Source organism: Qipengyuania algicola (assembly GCF_042492175.1).
In the GTDB taxonomy this organism is placed as follows: Bacteria; Pseudomonadota; Alphaproteobacteria; order Sphingomonadales; family Sphingomonadaceae; genus CAJXSN01.
Window position 1 is genome coordinate 1,525,319 of sequence record NZ_CP170453.1, and the last position, 15,988, is coordinate 1,541,306.

At 60.9% G+C, this 15,988-nt stretch carries 16 protein-coding genes; 15 read left to right on the forward strand and 1 reads right to left on the reverse strand.

Annotated elements, in window-relative coordinates; all coding sequences use genetic code 11:
• The first annotated feature begins 95 nt into the window (after positions 1-95).
• From ACFCW2_RS07330 to ACFCW2_RS07385, 12 genes are all read left to right on the forward strand, one after another.
• A complete protein-coding gene (locus tag ACFCW2_RS07330) occupies positions 96-2,234 on the forward strand; it encodes a molybdopterin-containing oxidoreductase family protein (protein WP_379545287.1) in 2,139 nt (712 codons plus the stop codon).
• Between the two features lie 141 nt (positions 2,235-2,375).
• On the forward strand, positions 2,376-3,386 hold the full coding sequence (locus tag ACFCW2_RS07335; RefSeq protein WP_379545288.1) for an NADP-dependent oxidoreductase: 1,011 nt from the start codon (positions 2,376-2,378) through the stop codon (positions 3,384-3,386).
• Between the two features lie 4 nt (positions 3,387-3,390).
• Positions 3,391-4,164: a ThuA domain-containing protein gene (locus tag ACFCW2_RS07340; RefSeq protein WP_379545289.1), complete on the forward strand. Its 774-nt coding sequence runs from the start codon at positions 3,391-3,393 to the stop codon at positions 4,162-4,164.
• Entirely contained in the window at positions 4,161-4,553 is a 393-nt protein-coding gene (locus tag ACFCW2_RS07345; protein WP_379545290.1) for a limonene-1,2-epoxide hydrolase family protein, read from the forward strand. The genes ACFCW2_RS07340 and ACFCW2_RS07345 overlap by 4 nt, the downstream gene beginning before the upstream one ends.
• An 85-nt stretch (positions 4,554-4,638) precedes the next feature.
• Complete coding sequence (locus ACFCW2_RS07350; RefSeq protein ID WP_379545291.1) at positions 4,639-5,889, forward strand: cytochrome P450; 1,251 nt, start codon at positions 4,639-4,641, stop codon at positions 5,887-5,889.
• A 3-nt stretch (positions 5,890-5,892) separates the two neighbouring features.
• Positions 5,893-6,972: an acyl-CoA dehydrogenase family protein gene (locus tag ACFCW2_RS07355; protein ID WP_379545293.1), complete on the forward strand. Its 1,080-nt coding sequence runs from the start codon at positions 5,893-5,895 to the stop codon at positions 6,970-6,972.
• 11 nt (positions 6,973-6,983) lie between these two features.
• Positions 6,984-7,415: a Zn-ribbon domain-containing OB-fold protein gene (locus ACFCW2_RS07360; protein ID WP_379545295.1), complete on the forward strand. Its 432-nt coding sequence runs from the start codon at positions 6,984-6,986 to the stop codon at positions 7,413-7,415.
• Positions 7,412-8,572: a thiolase family protein gene (locus tag ACFCW2_RS07365; protein ID WP_379545296.1), complete on the forward strand. Its 1,161-nt coding sequence runs from the start codon at positions 7,412-7,414 to the stop codon at positions 8,570-8,572. Before ACFCW2_RS07360 ends, ACFCW2_RS07365 begins: the two co-directional genes overlap by 4 nt.
• Before the next feature lie 8 nt (positions 8,573-8,580).
• Positions 8,581-9,351 carry an SDR family NAD(P)-dependent oxidoreductase gene (locus tag ACFCW2_RS07370; RefSeq protein ID WP_379545298.1) on the forward strand — a complete coding sequence of 257 codons (771 nt, stop codon included), beginning with the start codon at positions 8,581-8,583 and terminating at the stop codon, positions 9,349-9,351.
• A 4-nt stretch (positions 9,352-9,355) separates the two neighbouring features.
• Positions 9,356-10,135 carry a ThuA domain-containing protein gene (locus ACFCW2_RS07375; protein WP_379545299.1) on the forward strand — a complete coding sequence of 260 codons (780 nt, stop codon included), beginning with the start codon at positions 9,356-9,358 and terminating at the stop codon, positions 10,133-10,135.
• Between the two features lie 41 nt (positions 10,136-10,176).
• Positions 10,177-11,385 carry an acyl-CoA dehydrogenase family protein gene (locus tag ACFCW2_RS07380; protein ID WP_379545301.1) on the forward strand — a complete coding sequence of 403 codons (1,209 nt, stop codon included), beginning with the start codon at positions 10,177-10,179 and terminating at the stop codon, positions 11,383-11,385.
• Between the two features lie 116 nt (positions 11,386-11,501).
• On the forward strand, positions 11,502-12,311 hold the full coding sequence (locus ACFCW2_RS07385; RefSeq protein WP_379545303.1) for a helix-turn-helix transcriptional regulator: 810 nt from the start codon (positions 11,502-11,504) through the stop codon (positions 12,309-12,311).
• Positions 12,312-12,345: 34 nt separating this feature from the next.
• Here the strand turns inward: ACFCW2_RS07385 and ACFCW2_RS07390 are convergent, their stop codons facing one another.
• The gene (locus tag ACFCW2_RS07390; protein WP_379545304.1) at positions 12,346-12,885 is read right to left on the reverse strand and encodes a VOC family protein; all 540 of its coding nucleotides are present in this window, start codon (positions 12,883-12,885) and stop codon (positions 12,346-12,348) included.
• Positions 12,886-12,987: 102 nt separating this feature from the next.
• Here ACFCW2_RS07390 and ACFCW2_RS07395 point away from each other — a divergent pair, with 102 nt between their 5' ends.
• The 3 genes from ACFCW2_RS07395 to ACFCW2_RS07405 are packed head-to-tail and all read left to right on the forward strand — an operon-like array spanning position 12,988 to position 15,970.
• Positions 12,988-14,412, forward strand: a complete 1,425-nt coding sequence (locus ACFCW2_RS07395; RefSeq protein WP_379545306.1) for an aromatic ring-hydroxylating oxygenase subunit alpha — start codon at positions 12,988-12,990, stop codon at positions 14,410-14,412.
• Entirely contained in the window at positions 14,409-15,164 is a 756-nt protein-coding gene (locus ACFCW2_RS07400; protein ID WP_379545308.1) for an SDR family NAD(P)-dependent oxidoreductase, read from the forward strand. Before ACFCW2_RS07395 ends, ACFCW2_RS07400 begins: the two co-directional genes overlap by 4 nt.
• The gene (locus ACFCW2_RS07405; protein ID WP_379545310.1) at positions 15,161-15,970 is read left to right on the forward strand and encodes a sugar phosphate isomerase/epimerase family protein; all 810 of its coding nucleotides are present in this window, start codon (positions 15,161-15,163) and stop codon (positions 15,968-15,970) included. Before ACFCW2_RS07400 ends, ACFCW2_RS07405 begins: the two co-directional genes overlap by 4 nt.
• Positions 15,971-15,988 lie beyond the last annotated feature (18 nt).

Here is a 15,988-nt window from a genome sequence, read left to right on the forward strand (position 1 = left end):
GTGGGGAGCGCGCCGGCACACCACGGGCAAAAGTGTCAGTCGGTGCGGCCCTGCTTCTCTGGTAATTCAGCGACAATCAAAAGAGGACCGAGACGATGGGTATCCAGACACACAAGACTTTCTGCCGTTTTTGCCATGCCAATTGCGCTATGCTGGTCGATGTGGAGGACGGGAAAGTTCTTTCCGTTCGCGGCGACCCGGATGATCCGGAATATGGCGGCTACACCTGCAAAAAGGGCCGCGAACTGCCCGATAGCCACAATTCCGAAGACCGCCTGCACCACAGTCTGGTGCGCGGTGACGACGGGGTTCGCCGGGAAACGCCGATGCCCGAGGCGCTGGCGCATGTCAGCAGCGAAATACGCCGCCTGATCGACGAGCACGGCCCTGATTCCATCGCGCTGTTCATGGGCTCTGGCGGTTATCAAAACAGCTCTGCGATGATGGCCACGATGAGCCTGGCGCAGGCGATCGGAACCAAACACTTCTTCACCTCTGTGACGCTGGACCAGCCTGCGAAGGTGTTCACCACCGAACGCTATGGCAAGTGGATGGGCGGATCGAACAATTTCTCCGAAGCCGACGTTGCGCTGTTCATTGGCAACAACCCGATCGTCTCGCATTATTCGCCTGTGGGCGGCGTGCCGCCGTTCAGCCCTTCCAAACGGATTAGGGACCGGAAGAAAGAGGGCATGAAAGTGATCGTGGCCGACCCGCGTCTCGCGGAGGTGGGCCAGCTCGCCGATATTCATCTGCCCGTGAAGCCGGGCGAGGATCCTGCGCTACTGGCCGGTATGCTCAATGTAATTTTCAACGAAGAGCTGTACGATCGCAATTTCGCTGCTGCCCATATCGACGGGATGGAGCAATTGATGAAGGCGGTCGAAGCGTTCCCGCCCGATGTCGCGGCCGAGCGTGCGGGTGTGGAGAAGGACCAGCTAATCGCCGCCGCACGGATGTTTGCTGGCGGGTCCAAGGGCTGCGCTGTCACCGGCACAGGTCCGGAAATGGCGGGGAACGGCACGCTGACCGAATATCTGGTCACCTGCCTCAACACCGTATGCGCGCGGTTCAAGCAGGAAGGCGAGAAATGCAGCGTGCCGGGTGTGTTTACCGCCCAGTCGCCCAAGCGCGCGCAGGTTGCCCCGCCCGCGCCTATGTTTGGCGCAGAAGGCATGGCAAAATCGCGTTTCCGCGGTCTTGGCCAATTGCTGTTCGAAATGCCCTGCAACATTATGGCGGATGAGATTCTCACTCCCGGCGAAGGGCAAATCCGCGCGCTGATCTCTGTGGGCGGCAATCCCGAAGTCGGCTTCCCAAACCAGCTCAAAATGCGCCGCGCGCTCGATGATCTGGAGCTGTTCGTGCAGATCGATCCATGGATGTCGGCCAGCGCGAAACGTGCCGATGTTATCCTTGCGCCCAAGCAATGTCTGGAGCGTGAGGATATCACCAACCTGTCGGAATGGTGGCACGAGAAAGCCTATGCCCGCTATACCGAAGCGGTGACCGACGCGCCCGGCGACACCATCGATGAGTTCGAAATGATGTGGCACATTGGCAAGCATCTGGGCGTCGAGATGAAGCTGCCCGGCGGTCCGGTGCCGATGGACGAATGCCCCAGCAAGCAGGAATTCCTCGATCTGATGACCGCTGGCTGTCTGGTCCCGCCCAGCAAGGTGCGCGAAGATGCGCGTGCTGCTGGAGGTTCGGCTGTGGTCTATGACGATCTGCACCCAATCGTGGAATCTGCCGACGAGCAAGAGGAGCAGCGCCGGTTCAACCTCAATGCTGGCGATATGCCCAAGCAGCTGGAGAAATACGGAGCCGACGAAGCGCGCGCTGCCGGTTTCGATTTCCGCCTGATCTCGCGTCGTTCAAAAGGGCGGTTCAACTCGATTGGCCAGCCGCTCAAGAACCTCGGCAAGAAGGTCACCACCAACCCGGCCTATATCCATCCTGAGGATATGGAGGCGAAGGGGATCGCAGAGGGGGATATTGTCGAGATCAGCAGTGCTCATTCCAGCATCCACGGCGTGGCAAAGCCCAGTGACCGCGTGCGGCGTGGGCTGATTTCCATGGCGCATGCCTTCGGTGATTCCGAAGCGGGCAAGCACAATGTCCGCGAAATGGGCGGCTCGACCAACCGGCTGACAAGTGACGAGGTCGATTACGATCCGATCACCGGACAGGCGTTGCAGAGCGCCATTCCGGTGCGGATCGCGGCGGCTTAGCGCAACAACACACCGGCCCCTTTTCCCGCTCATCCTGAGCTTGTCGAAGGATTGCTCTCTTCTTTTGCTGTCGGGCAAAAAAGCAGGACAACCCTTCGGCAGGCTCAGGGCGAGCGGCCTCTCTTTGGAGTTCAAATATCCATGCCTGACAATCGCCGTTTCCTACTTCAGCGCCGCCCTGATGGCGAGCCTGTCGAACAAGATTTCGAGCTGGTCACCCAGCCGAATCCGGAACTGGCGGATGGCCAGTTTCTGATCCGCAACCACTACGCGTCACTCGATCCGGCGATGCGCGGCTGGATGGATGCAGGGGGCAATTACATGCCGCCCGTTCCGCTTGGCGATGCCATGCGGGCCTCCACCATCGGCGTGGTCGAGGAAAGCAAGGCGGAAGGGTTCGAGAAGGGCCAGTGGGTCATGGGTCTGAACGCGATCGAGGAATATTCGGTCGGCGAAGTGGGCGGCTTTACCCAGCCGATCGACCCTTCGCTGGTGCCCAGCGTGACCAACTATCTGTCGATCTTCGGCGCGGTCGGGATGACCGCCTATTTCGGTTTCCTCGAAGTGTGCGAGCCGAAGGAAGGCGAGACCGTTCTGGTGACAGGCGCGGCGGGCGCGGTGGGTTCGCTGGTCGGCCAATTGGCCAAGATCAAAGGATGCCGCGCTGTCGGCATCGCTGGCGGGCCGGAGAAATGCGCAAAGTTGACCGAGAAATACGGCTTCGATGCAGCGATTGATTACAAGGGCAAGGACGAGGAAGCGCTGACCAAGGCCATCGCCGAAGCAGCGCCAGGCGGCGTCGATGTGATCTTCGAGAACGTTGGCGGCATCATTCTTGATGCAGGCCTTATGAACCTCAATCTCTACGCCCGGATCGGCCTGTGCGGCCTGATCAGCGAGTACAACAAGCCGCCCGTTGGCGCACGCAATCTATGGCAGCTGATCGTCAACCGCGCCCATATCCGCGGGCTGCTGGTGGCTGACTATGTCGAACGTTTCGGCGAAGGCGCAGCCACAATGGGCGAATGGGCTGCAGCCGGTAAGCTGACCATCGAAGAGCATGTCGATGAAGGCATCGAGGGCACTTACGACAGCTTCATGCGCCTGTTTGCCGGGACCAATCAGGGCAAGATGATCCTGAAACTGGCTTAGCCCGGTGACCGGCAGTCTTCTTGTCCTGTCCTGGGGGCATCCCTACGAGGCAGAGCCCTTTGATGAGCTGATCAACAATCTGGGCGATTGGGATGTGACACACCTGCTTCATCCGGAAGCGGAGGAGGCCGTTGCGGGCGGGGCAGCACGGGATGCCGACGCTGTGCTGTTCTACGATATGGGCGGCTACACTTTCGCCGATAATTGGGTCACGTCCCGTCCGCCGTCCGAAGGGTTCCGCCGCGCAATTGTCGAGCGTTTCGAGAGCGGTCGCGGCGCGGTGGCCATGCACCACGCGCTGGCCGGCTGGGCCGACTGGCCCGAATGGCATGAGATGCTGGGCGGCCGCTTCCTCTATACGCCCGGCGAAGTACGCGGGAAAAAAGTGCTCGATTCCGGCTATCGCCATGATGTGGAGTACAACGCGCAGGTCGTGGCGCGGCATCCGGTGACAGAGGGCCTGCCTGACAGCTTCCCGGTGTGCGACGAGCTGTATCTGGCGGAAATTTTCGAAGCCGATGTCGAGCCGCTCGTCCGCTCCGACTACGCGTTTACGCGCGACAATTTCTATTCCGCGGCGCTGGGCATTTCGGGCACGATGTACTCCAATGAAGGCTGGGACCATCCGCCCGGCAGCAATCTGGTCGCGTGGCACAAGCAGGTTGCCAACGCTCCGCTGGTCTATCTGCAGTTCGGGGATAGCCCGGTCACATACCGCAACCCGCATGTCCGCAAGATGCTGGCCAATGCGCTTAAATTCGTTGGAGAAAAACCATGACCCCGACCGAGACCGTCGAAGCCTTCATCGCCATGTGGAACAACGGCGACTTTGCGGCGATGGAGGGGGTGTTTACCGACGATGCCGTCTACCACAATATTCCGATGGAGCCGGTCACAGGCAAGGCCGCGATCATGGCGGTCATCAACGGCTTCATGGCCGATGTGAACCATTGCGACTGGGAGACCCACCATATCGCGGCCAATGGCGGTGTCGTTCTGACCGAACGGACCGACCGGTTCATGATGAACAGTGGCAAGGTGGCAGCTGTCCGTGTGATGGGCACGTTCGAGGTCGACAGCGATGGTCTGATTTCCGCATGGCGCGACTATTTCGACAGCGCCGAGATGGCCCGCGAATTCGGCATGGGTGCTCCGGGCGACGGTTGAGGCAAGCCGCCTAACAATTTCACGTATCGCTCTTGGCGGCACGGGCGGGCAGAGTCCCGGCAATTGAACTCTGGAGTGCCGTTTCGTGAACAAGCCCGTCGACCCCGCCACATTCTTCGCGCCCGAAGTCCTGACAGACCCGTTCGACTATTACCGTCAAATGTTCGACGACGGCGTGAAAATGCGGCAATTCCCCGAAATGAACACACATGTTGTGTTCGATTACGCGCTCTGCAGCGAAGCTACCGGCCGACCGGAAGAGTTTTCCAACGACTTCGCCGGGATGATGGGCGCGGAAGACGAAGAAATTCAGGAGATATTGAAGGACGGCTGGGACAATCCTGCGACGCTGCTCACCGCCGATCATCCGGTCCACACCCGCAATCGCAAGCTCGTCAATCTCGCCTTCTCCGCCCCGCGCGTCAACGCGATCGAGGAAGACATGCGGACCAAGTCGATCGAGCTGATCGAGAAGATGGCCGACAAGGGCAAAGCGGAGTTCGTCGAAGAATTTGCCATCCCCTTGCCGGTGGCGATGATTGCCCAGCAGATCGGTCTCGACAACGATCCCAAGCAGGTAAAATATTGGTCCGATGCTGCGGTCGACCGGTTCAGCCAGATGGTCGGGCGTGAACGGCAGCTCGAATGCGCGCGCAGCTTCGTGCAGTACCAGAAATACATGAAGACCAAGATCGACGAGCGCCGCGCCAATGGCGGGGACGATCTGCTGACCGATCTGGTCGAGGCGCGGGTCGAGGGCGAGACTCCGCTGACCGACGAGGAAATCATGTCGATCATGCAGCAATTCATGGTCGCCGGTAACGAGACGACGACGTCCACCATTGCAGGCGGACTGCTCCAACTGATCCGCAATCCCGAACAGATGGAAAAAGCGAAAGCCGCTGCCGGCGGACGCGATCCCAAGCTGATCGGCAATCTGGTGGAGGAAGCACTGCGTTACGAAACGCCGACCGCCGGCATGTGGCGCGTGGTTACGAAGGATACCGAACTGGGCGGCGTCGAGCTGAAGCAAGGCAGCATGCTGCAGCTTCGCTATGCCGCCGCCAATCGCGATCCGGCCAAGTTCGAGAACCCCGACAAGTTCGATATCGAGCGCAAGAATGCGCGCGCGCACCTCGCCTTTGGCAAGGGTCCGCATATGTGTGTGGGTAACATGCTGAGCCGCAAGGAAATGCTGGTCGCGTTCGACGAATTGCTGGAGCGGCTGGACCATTTCGAAGTGGATGATGAGAGCGGGATTACGGTCCTCCCCAACATCCTGCTGCGCGGCATCACCAAATTGCCGATCAAGTTTCAGCGAGCGGACGCTGCCTGAGCCATGAATTTCGATCTTTCCGAAGAGCAGGAGCTCTACAAGGCGGCGGTTGAGCGCTTCACCCAGCCGGTCGATACCGAGTGGCGGCGCACATTGCGTGCGCTGGACGGTGGCTATGATCCCGCACGGTGGCAGGGCCTTGCAGAATTGGGCCTGATTGCCCTGGCTGCGCCTGAAGCGGTGGGCGGCATGGGCGGCTCATCGCTCGATCTGGTCGTGATCGCGGAAGCTCTGGGGCGCGGCAATTCGCCTGATCCCTGGCTCGAAAACGGAGTATTGCCTGCGCGCATTCTGGCCGAGGCCGGGCGTGAGGAGGAGCTGGAGAGTGTCATTTCCGGAGAGCGGTTGGCCGCCTGCGCTTTGGCCGAGCGGGGCCAGCGCTTCAATTTGGCCGCCGCGCATATGAAAGCCAGCGGGACAGGTGATGACTTCACCCTGACAGGTGAGAAAACCGCTGTGCTTGGCGGTGCGCGGGCCGATCTGTTCATCGTTTCAGCGCTACTCGATGGCGCGACGACGCTGTTTGTGGTCGATGCGGACGCGGAGGGCTGCGAACGCCGCCGCTACCGCATTGCCGATGGATCGATGGCCTGCGAATTGAAGCTGACCCGCGCTGCGGCCATCCGGCTGGACTGCGATGACGCAGCGCTTGCCCGCATTGTTGATGATGCGCGCCTGCTGGCTGCTGCGGAAATGCTCGGCCTTGGCCAGCGTCTGCTGGATGACACAGTGGCCTATGTCAAAGAGCGCGAGCAATTTGGCGTTGCCATTGGCAGTTTTCAGGCTCTGCAGCACCGGCTGGTCGATTGCTATGCCCGGATAGAGCAGGCGCGGTCCATGCTGCTGCGCGCGGCTATGGGCGACCGCGCCGACCATGCTGCCTGGTGCAAGGCTGCGGCTGGCGCGAAGGCCTATGTCGGCATTCAGGCAGATCACGTCGCGCGCGAGGCAGTGCAGATGCACGGCGGGATGGGCGTGACGGACGAATTGTCCATCGGCCACGCCATGAAGCGCGTTCTGGTGCTGAACACGCTGTTCGGGGACGCGGACACGGCTCTCGTCGATTATGCACAAGCGGCCTGAGGAGGCATCCATTGAGCGCACTGACCCCGATCGATCCCGACTTGTGGAGCACCGATGACCAGCCCCATCTGATGGGCGGCAAGCTGCCTTCGGGCGAGATCGTCTTCCCGATGCCGATGGGCGATGCAGCCAGGGACGTCGAACCTTACAAGCTGTCGCGCCATGGCAAATTGTGGTCGTGGACCACGCAAGGGTTCCTGCCCAAGGAGCCCTATGAAGGGCCGGGCACAGGCGAGGGCGAGGGGCCGCCCGATTTCGAACCGTTTCTGCTCGGCTATGTCGAGCTGCCGGGCGAAGTGATCGTGGAAAGCCGGATCGTCGGGGCGAAGCTGGAAGATCTGTCGCTCGGGCTTCCGGTCGAATTCTGCATCATGCCCTTCAACAGCCAGCACACCACCTACGCATTCCGGCCGACAGGCACTGCCGAAGGATCAGACGCATGAGCGAGAATGTCTATATCATCGGCGCAGGAATCCATCCGTTTGGCCGGACCGAGGAACGTTCGGGCCGCGAGCAGGGCGTGTATGCCGTGCGTCAGGCCCTGGCCGATGCCGGGCTGGAATGGCCCGATATCGAGACGGCCTATGGCGGCTCGGCAGCGGCGGGCAGTGCAGACATCATGGTCAACGAGCTGGGCCTGACCAGCCTGCCTTTCACCAATGTCGCCAATGGCTGCGCCACTGGGGGAAGCGCGCTCGCCAGTGCGCAGCAGGCGATTGCCAGCGGGATGTATGACCTCGCGCTCGCGGTCGGTTTCGACAAGCATCCGCGCGGGGCGTTCAACGCGAAGCCTGCCGAATACGGCCTGCCCGAATGGTATGGCCAGACGGGCATGATGCTGACCACGCAGTTCTTCGCTCTTAAAATCCAGCGCTACATGCAGCAGCACGGGATCAGCCGGAAAACGCTGGGTCTGGTGGCGCAGAAGGCCTTCCAGAACGGCGCGGTCACGCCCCATGCGTGGCGGCGCAGCGAGATCGATCTGGAGACGATCCTGAATGCGCCGATGATCAACGATCCGCTGACCAAATATATGTTCTGCGCCCCGGCTGAAGGCGGCGTCGCGCTGATCCTCGCTTCGGAAAAGAAGATGAAGGAGCTGGGCGCGGACGGGGTGAAAATCGCCAACATCTCTGTAAGAACCCGCCCGCCGAACAGCTTCGAAGTGTTTCAGGCCGGGGTCAGCATCGAGGAAGGCGGCAAGCCTACTGTCCTTGCTTCACAGGCTGCATTCGAGAAGGCCGGGATAGGCCCGGAAGACGTCCATGTGGCGCAGCTGCAGGACACCGAGAGCGGCGCGGAAATCATGCACATGGCCGAAAACGGCTTCTGCAAGGATGGTGAGCAGGAGGAATGGCTCGCCAATGGATGGACGGCCCGCAACGGCAAGCTGCCGGTCAACACGGATGGCGGCTGCCTCGCTTGCGGGGAACCGGTCGGCGCATCGGGCCTCCGGCAGGTTTACGAGAATGTCGAGCAATTGCGCGGACGCGGCGGGGAACGGCAGGTCGCCGGACCCGACGGGAAAGGTCCGAAAGTCGGCTACAGCCATGTGTACGGCGCGCCGGGCCTGAGCGCCGTCGCGATATTGGAACGATAGGAAACACTATGGGCCGCATGACGGGTAAGGTCGCGCTGGTAACGGGCGGGGCAGAGGGAATCGGGGCCACAGTCGGCCGCATGATCGTGGCCGAAGGCGGCAGCGTGATGCTGTGCGACGTGCAGATCGACAAGGCGAAGGCTCTGGCCGAGGAACTGGGCGAGAGTGCTGAGGCGTTCGAGCTGGATGTGCGCGAGCTGGACCAGTGGCACGCAGCAGTCGAGGCCACAGTCGAGACATTCGGCAAGCTGACCGTGCTGTGCAATATCGCCGGTATTTCGGAGCCCGGCAATGTCGTCGATGTCGATCTCGATAGCTGGCAGCGGACCATCGACATCAATTTGGTCGGCCCGTTTTATGGCTGCCGCGCAGCATTGCCCGCGATGGAGAAGACCGGCGAACCTTGCGCCATCGTCAATATTGGTTCGATGATCGCTATTCGTCCCGCAGCGTTTGTCGCGGCCTATAGTGCCTCGAAAGCCGGGCTGGTCGGGCTGACCCGGTCCATCGCGCTGGACTGCGCCGAACGCGGCGTGCCGGTGCGGGCCAACATGGTCCATCCCGGCGCGATCCGCACGCCGATGTATGACCGCTACAAATATTCCGGGATGGATACGCCCGAGAATATCGAGACCAATTTCGCAGCGACCCATCCCATGAACCGTATTGGCGAGCCGGACGAAGTGGCTAAAGCCGTGGTGTTCCTCGCCAGCGACGATGCCAGTTTCACCACCGGTGTCGACTTTACCGTCGATGGCGGCGGATCGATCAGGAGTTAAGCCGATGGGCGAACAACACAGCAGCCAGCCAGCCACCCGCATCGATGCGCATTTCGTCGCAGCGGGCAAATATCACGACATCGATTATGCGCGGCTGGAAATCCTCAAGCTGCTGATGGAGCATCCGCATATCCGCACCACTGTGGCGGCGGATTATTCCGGGTTGGAGCGGCTGAATAATTGCCGGTTCCTGATCACCTATACGTGCGATCTGGTGCCGAGCGAGGAGCAGGCGAAACAACTGCGTGCTTTTGTTGAAGGCGGCGGCAAATGGCTCGCGCTGCATGGCACCAACTCCATCCTGGTCTTTACCGAGGAAGGCCTTGTCGATGCGCCGGATGACCGGCCCGATTTCATGGAAATCGTCGGCACCCAGTTCAAAGCGCATCCGCCCATCGGCCAGTTCCCCATCGAAGTGGTGAACAAAGATCACGAGCTGACCAAGGGCATCGATGATTTCGAAATTACCGACGAGCTGTATCTGTCGAACACGACAGCGCCCATCGACATTCTGATGCAGACCACATTCGATGGCGAGGCAACCGGCTTTGTCGAGGACAAGTGGGACAATGCCACGGTGCCGGTGCTGTACACCCGCGACATGGGCGGCGGCCGCATCGTCTATAATGCGCTGGGCCATTGCCGGGGCCATTATGACCTGCCGGGGATGCAGGATTTCTACCCGCACAAGGAGATGTGCGCGTGGAATTACGACGTTTACTACGACATGCTGCGCCGCTCCATCAAATGGGCCATGAGAGATGATGCGCGAGAGGATCGGTGAGATGATGGGCGGGATGAAACGCGGGGTTAGGGAATAAGCCGATGGATATGGAATTTTCGCCCGAGGATCAGGCCTTCCGCGAGGAAGTACGTGAATTTCTCAGCGCCAAGCTGCCTGACCATTTGCGCGTCGGCGCGAAGCAGACGCCCGGCGTGTTTGTGGAGCCGGACATCGGGATGGAATGGCACCGGATCCTGTATGAGCAGGGCTGGGTCGCTTACCACTGGCCGAAAGAGGACGGCGGGACAGGATGGACCCCGACGCAGAAATTCATCTTCGAAAAGGAATGCGCACTTGCCGGCGCACCGGGCATTTCGATCCTCGGGCTGCGGTTGGTCGGCCCGGTGATCTGCGCCTTCGGTACTCAGGAGCAGAAGGATCGCTTCCTTCCCGGCATCCTGTCCGGCGAAGATTACTGGTGTCAGGGCTATTCCGAACCGGGCAGCGGTTCCGATCTGGCGTCGCTCAAAACATCGGCGCGGTTGGAGGGCGATGAATACATCGTCAATGGCTCCAAAATCTGGACCACGCACGCGCATCATGCGGACTGGATTTTCGCGCTGGTGCGGACCAATCCTGACGTGAAGAAGCAGGCGGGGATCACCTTCCTGCTGCTGCCGATGGATCAGGATGGGGTGGAAGTTGCTCCGATCCTGTCCATGTCGGGCGACCACGAAGTCAACCAGGTGTTCTTCGACAATGCCCGGACCTCGGTCGACAACCGCATTGGGGAAGAGGGCCAGGGCTGGACGATTGCCAAATATCTGCTGGAGAACGAGCGCGGCGGTTCCTGCTATGCGCCGCGTCTGTTGAAGAATATCGACGAGCTGGAAAAGCTGGCCGACCAGCAACCATCGGGCGTCAACGGGGCGCTGGGCCATGACGCGCGGCTGCGTGACAGGATTTCGCGCGTGCGTCTGGATGCAGAGGCGCTGGAAGTGACCGAGCTGCGTATTCTCGCCGAGCTGGCGAAAGGGCGCTCGCCCGGCCCGCAAACATCTTTGTGCAAGCTGCTCGGCTCCAATATCGGGCAAAGCATCGACACTTTGCGGCTCGAAATTCTCGGCTACGACGCCTTGCAATTGCCGCTCGAGCGCCCGCTTTATGGCAATGAGGCACCCGAGCCAGTGGGCAGCGAATTGGCGCAGGTTGCGATGGGCAAATATCTCAACAACCGCGCTGCGACGATCTTTGGCGGATCGGACGAGGTGCAGAAAAACATCATCGCGAAGACCGTTCTAGGCCTTTGATAGCAACGATAGTGCATTAACCTTCGGTCAGACGTGGCGAACTGTCGGTCGGCCCAAAACGGGACTCTGTCGAAAGCCCATTGCCGTAACGGCAGAATTGGCGCACACCTGTGCCAATGGGAGCTGCAACAAAGATTCTCCGGCCCGTCGTCAGGGCGCTCACGGTCGATGAAATCGTCGAATCGGTGACGGTGGGATGTGCAGAGGATATTCACGGCGCTGCCGAGGCTCTGCACGAATTGGCTCAGGAGCGCGGGCTGCAGGTCGCGACTTGCGACGACATTTCTTCCAAGGAACCGATGGTCGATGCCGAGGGCACGGTCATCAATGGCGATGTGTTCGGCTGGGTCGAGGAAGGGCGCCGGTGGTGGGAAGATCACCGCCTTGCTCTGCATTCGCCGCTACCGCGCGCCTGCCGCTATGAGAGCGAGCCTTTCTGGGTCAATGCCGAGGGCTTCCACGGTCTCTGGCCCAACAGCTATCTCGACGAGATCGATCTGCGCGGGTTCGAGAAAAACTCACTCTGCAAGGCGGCGATTGTTGTGCCGGTGCATCTGCCCTTCGCCCAGATCAGCGCGAACAGCTTCATCCCGCTCGACCCGGACCAGACCGATTTGTCGAAGCCGTTCGAGGAGCATGGTGAAATCCTCGCACTCGCAACGCGGCGCTTTATCGCCGGATATGTTCAGGCGATGCGGCGTCAGCGGCGCATCCCCACCGATTGCGTGTTGTCGAAGCGCGAAGTCGAGTGTCTGCGCTGGGCTGCGGTCGGCAAGACGGATATGGAAGTCTCCATGATCCTGGAGCGGAGCCATGCGACCATCCGCTATCACATCCACCGCGCAGGCGAGAAGCTGAACGCGGTCAACCGCGCACAGGCGATCTTCAAGGCGGGCCAGCTAGGGTATCTCGGCGCAAACAGTTGATGATGGAAGTTCCCGCCCAAAGTTGGGCGCGGAGCTAACCCAATTTCCTCACCGGATCGCTGCCGTCCCAATCGACGCCAGCCTGCTTGATCATTGCGAACAGCTCGTGCGTGCCCGGCTGGGTTTGCAGCATCTCGACGACATGGCCGGGGCCGCCGCCGGGATCGGCATAGATCACTGCGCCCTCATCCCCGACCTTGCCCTCGACCAGAATCTTTGCGCCATGTTTCTCGCAGGCGGCATAGGCATCCTGAATATCGTCAAGCAGCAGGCACGTATGGTGGAGCCGGTCGCGCACGCCATATTCGCCCGACAGGTGCGAGGGCGCGTCGTTTTCGGGCCGGATCAGCTCGATCTGCATGTCGCCCCAATAGGCGAGGGCAAGCGTGAAAACGGCATCGGTGGGCTCGCCCATACATTTCATGTCGTCCAGCCGGATATTCTCCATCAGGAAGAACGGCCCGACCCCCATCACAGTCGTCCAATGCTTGATCGCCGCATCGAAATCTGTGGGCACAAAAGCCAGCTGCATGACCGGCCCAAGGCTCGCTATTGTCTTGTCGATACCCGCCATATGCGTTTCTCCCTCACAGTTACGCTAGGTAAACAGAGCCGGATGTTGTGGCATGGTTCCCCTTCACAACACTGCGCAATTAGTGAGTACGGATAGCCTGCCATGAATGAGAGCACGAAGATCATCCGGGAAGATCGCTGCCCCGGCACGACTTACACCGATATGCTGGAAGCGGACACGCGCACCCCGCCGGATTATCTCTTTGAAGAAACGGTCGCAGAGATGCCGACCGATCCGCTGCCGATCGCGCCCTATATCAGCGAGGAATTTGCCGCGCTGGAGCGGGAGAAGATGTGGCCCAATGTGTGGCTGTTTGCCGCGCGTGAAGACGAAATGCCGGAAACCGGCGATACCGTCGTGTATGACTTGAACGAGAAGAGCTTCCTGCTGGTCCGCCAAAAAGATGGCAGCGTAAAGGCGTTCTACAATGTCTGCCTGCACCGCGGCCGCAAACTGCGCACAAAAGCGGGCAATACGACGCAGCTGATCTGCCCCTTCCACGGATTTGCATGGAAGAATGACGGCTCGCTGAAAGATATTCCGTGCAGCTGGGATTTCACCCATCTGGACGACAAGGATATGAGCCTGCCCGAAGTGCGCGTGGAGCTGTGGCAGGGCTTCGTGATGATCACGGAGAATGCCGATCTGCCGGACTTCAAGACCTGGCTTGGCCCCGCCGCATCGCATTACGAGAAATACGATTTCGAGAACCGCTACACTGGCATGTGGGTGGCCAAGCGGATCGACGCCAACTGGAAGGCGACGGCCGAAGCATTTATGGAAGCGTGGCATTCGGTCACCACGCACCCCCAGCTGCTGCCGTTTCTAGGCGATGCGAACACGCGCTATGATCACATCGGCGATCACTTCAACCGCGCGATTACCCCCTCCGGCGTCCTCAGCCCTCATTTGAAGGGCAAGGACCAGCAATATGTGCTGGACAAAATGAACGAGTTCTCCGGCGGCAGCGACGGGGAAACCAATCGCCGCTTTGCTGCGGGATCGATGGACGAAAGCCTCGATCCCGATGATCCGATGTTGGCGCGCAAGGTTCTGGCCGAGGCAAGCCGCAAGGGCTTCACCGAGCAATATGGGCGCGATTATTCCGAAGCGTCGGACACAGAGTTGCTCGACAACTTCACTTACAACATCTTCCCCAATTTCAGCCCGTGGATCGGCTATTTGCCGACTCTCGTCTATCGGTGGCTACCGGGAGACACGCCCGACTGGTGCGTGATGGAAATCCGCCTGCTGTTCCCGGTGAAGGAAGGCGAAGAACGCCCCCGCGCGGTGGAGCGGACCTACATTCCCGATGATGAGCCGTTTGCCTGGGCGAACGACAAGATGGGCGAGCAATTGGCCAATGTGTTCGATCAGGACATGGCGAACCTGCCCTTCGTTCAGGAAGGCATGAAGTCGTCGGCCAATGGCGTGATGGAACTGGGCGCCTATCAGGACAGCCGCGTGCGGCATTTCCAGACGACGCTGATGAAATATATCGACGGCGAATTGCCGGCCAAATCTTGAGCGGCTTCTCCTTTGATCTGACGGGGCGCACGGCGCTGGTCACGGGCGCCTCTTCCGGTCTGGGGGAGCGTTTCGGGCGGCTGCTGGCGGGTTCCGGCGCAAAGGTCGCTTTGGCCGCGCGGCGCAAGGAACGGCTCGATGCTTTAGCGGATGAGCTAGGCGAGGGCGTGTGTTCCATAGCCATGGATGTCGCCATCGGGGACGAGATCGTTGCCGGCTATGATGCGGCGGAAGCGGCACTGGGCTCAGTCGATACGGTTGTCGCCAATGCCGGTGTCGATGGCGGCGGGATGGCCACGCAGATCTCCGAGGATGAGATCGAGCGCACTCTGGCGATCAATCTGAAGGGCGCGATCCTGACCGCGCGTGAGGGTGCGAAGCGGATGATTGCGGCGGGCACGCCCAATGGGCGCATTGTCATGATCGCGTCCATCACCGCGTTTGAAGCCTCGCCGGGTCTCGTCGCCTACAGCGCCAGCAAGGCAGGCGTGGTGCAGGCGGGCAAGAGCATGGCCCGCGAATGGGCGCGCAACGGGATTTGCATCAACACCATCTCGCCGGGCTATATCCGCACCGATATCAATGCCGACTGGTTCGAGACAGAGCAGGGCAAGCGGCACATCAACCGCTTTCCGCGCAAACGGCTGATGGAGCAGGAGGGGCTGGACGCAGCGTTGCTGTTCCTGTGCTCCGATGCCAGCGAGTTTGTGACCGGGACCGATTTCGTGCTGGATGACGGGCAGACGCTTTGAGCACGCGCCCGCTATCGATGGCGGCGGGCATCATGCCAGAGGCGACGCCTGCGCAATTGATCGAGGCCGCAGTAAGTTCGGGGCACGATCTGGGCGGCATGTGGGTAGAGCAGGACGATTGGTCCGACGCTGTAACGCGCGCGGTCCGCAAGCAGCTCAGCGATAGCGGTTTGAAACTGCTCGATGTGGAGGTCGCGTGGATCAAGCCCGGCGATCCCGACCCATGGCTGGAACAGCTCGTCGATATCGCGGCGGAGCTGGGGTCGCCCAATCTGCTATGTGTTTCGAGCGATCCGGAGGATGCATCCACGGCCGCCAAATTGCAGCGTCTGCTGGACCGGGCGAAGGGCACCGGTGTGCGGATCAATCTGGAGTTCGGTCTGTTCACCGAGGTCAAGTCGATCGGACAGGCGCGGGCCATCGTGGATCGGCTGGACGGCACCGGAAAAGGGATTCTTTGCGACACGCTGCACTGGTCGCGGTCCGGTGGCACGGCGCAGGCCATAGCGGACTTGCCCGGCGAGTGGGTCGGTTATGCGCAATTGTGTGATGCGCCCGCTGCCGGGCCGGATCTCGAGGATATGGACGACATTATCGAGGATGCTGTGGACCGGCGGATGGCGATGGGCCGGGGCGGTCTGGATATCGCTGCGATGCTCTCCGCCTTGCCTGCGGACCTGCCCGTTTCGGTGGAGGAGCGCTCCGCTGCCTTGCGCAAGAACTTCCCCGATTTGAACGACCGGGCGCGCGAAGTCGCACGAACCAGCCGTGCTTGGCTGGCGCAGCATGATAATTCCGACGTTTAAGTAAACACTCGGCGCGCG

Coding starts and splice junctions, on each gene's coding strand:
- ACFCW2_RS07330 (WP_379545287.1), top strand. CDS start 96: ATGGGTATCCAGACACACAAGACTTTCTGCCGTTTTTGCCATGCCAAT.
- ACFCW2_RS07335 (WP_379545288.1), top strand. CDS start 2,376: ATGCCTGACAATCGCCGTTTCCTACTTCAGCGCCGCCCTGATGGCGAG.
- ACFCW2_RS07345 (WP_379545290.1), top strand. CDS start 4,161: ATGACCCCGACCGAGACCGTCGAAGCCTTCATCGCCATGTGGAACAAC.
- ACFCW2_RS07355 (WP_379545293.1), top strand. CDS start 5,893: ATGAATTTCGATCTTTCCGAAGAGCAGGAGCTCTACAAGGCGGCGGTT.
- ACFCW2_RS07365 (WP_379545296.1), top strand. CDS start 7,412: ATGAGCGAGAATGTCTATATCATCGGCGCAGGAATCCATCCGTTTGGC.
- ACFCW2_RS07370 (WP_379545298.1), top strand. CDS start 8,581: ATGGGCCGCATGACGGGTAAGGTCGCGCTGGTAACGGGCGGGGCAGAG.
- ACFCW2_RS07375 (WP_379545299.1), top strand. CDS start 9,356: ATGGGCGAACAACACAGCAGCCAGCCAGCCACCCGCATCGATGCGCAT.
- ACFCW2_RS07380 (WP_379545301.1), top strand. CDS start 10,177: ATGGATATGGAATTTTCGCCCGAGGATCAGGCCTTCCGCGAGGAAGTA.
- ACFCW2_RS07385 (WP_379545303.1), top strand. CDS start 11,502: ATGGGAGCTGCAACAAAGATTCTCCGGCCCGTCGTCAGGGCGCTCACG.
- ACFCW2_RS07390 (WP_379545304.1), bottom strand. CDS start 12,885: ATGGCGGGTATCGACAAGACAATAGCGAGCCTTGGGCCGGTCATGCAG.
- ACFCW2_RS07395 (WP_379545306.1), top strand. CDS start 12,988: ATGAATGAGAGCACGAAGATCATCCGGGAAGATCGCTGCCCCGGCACG.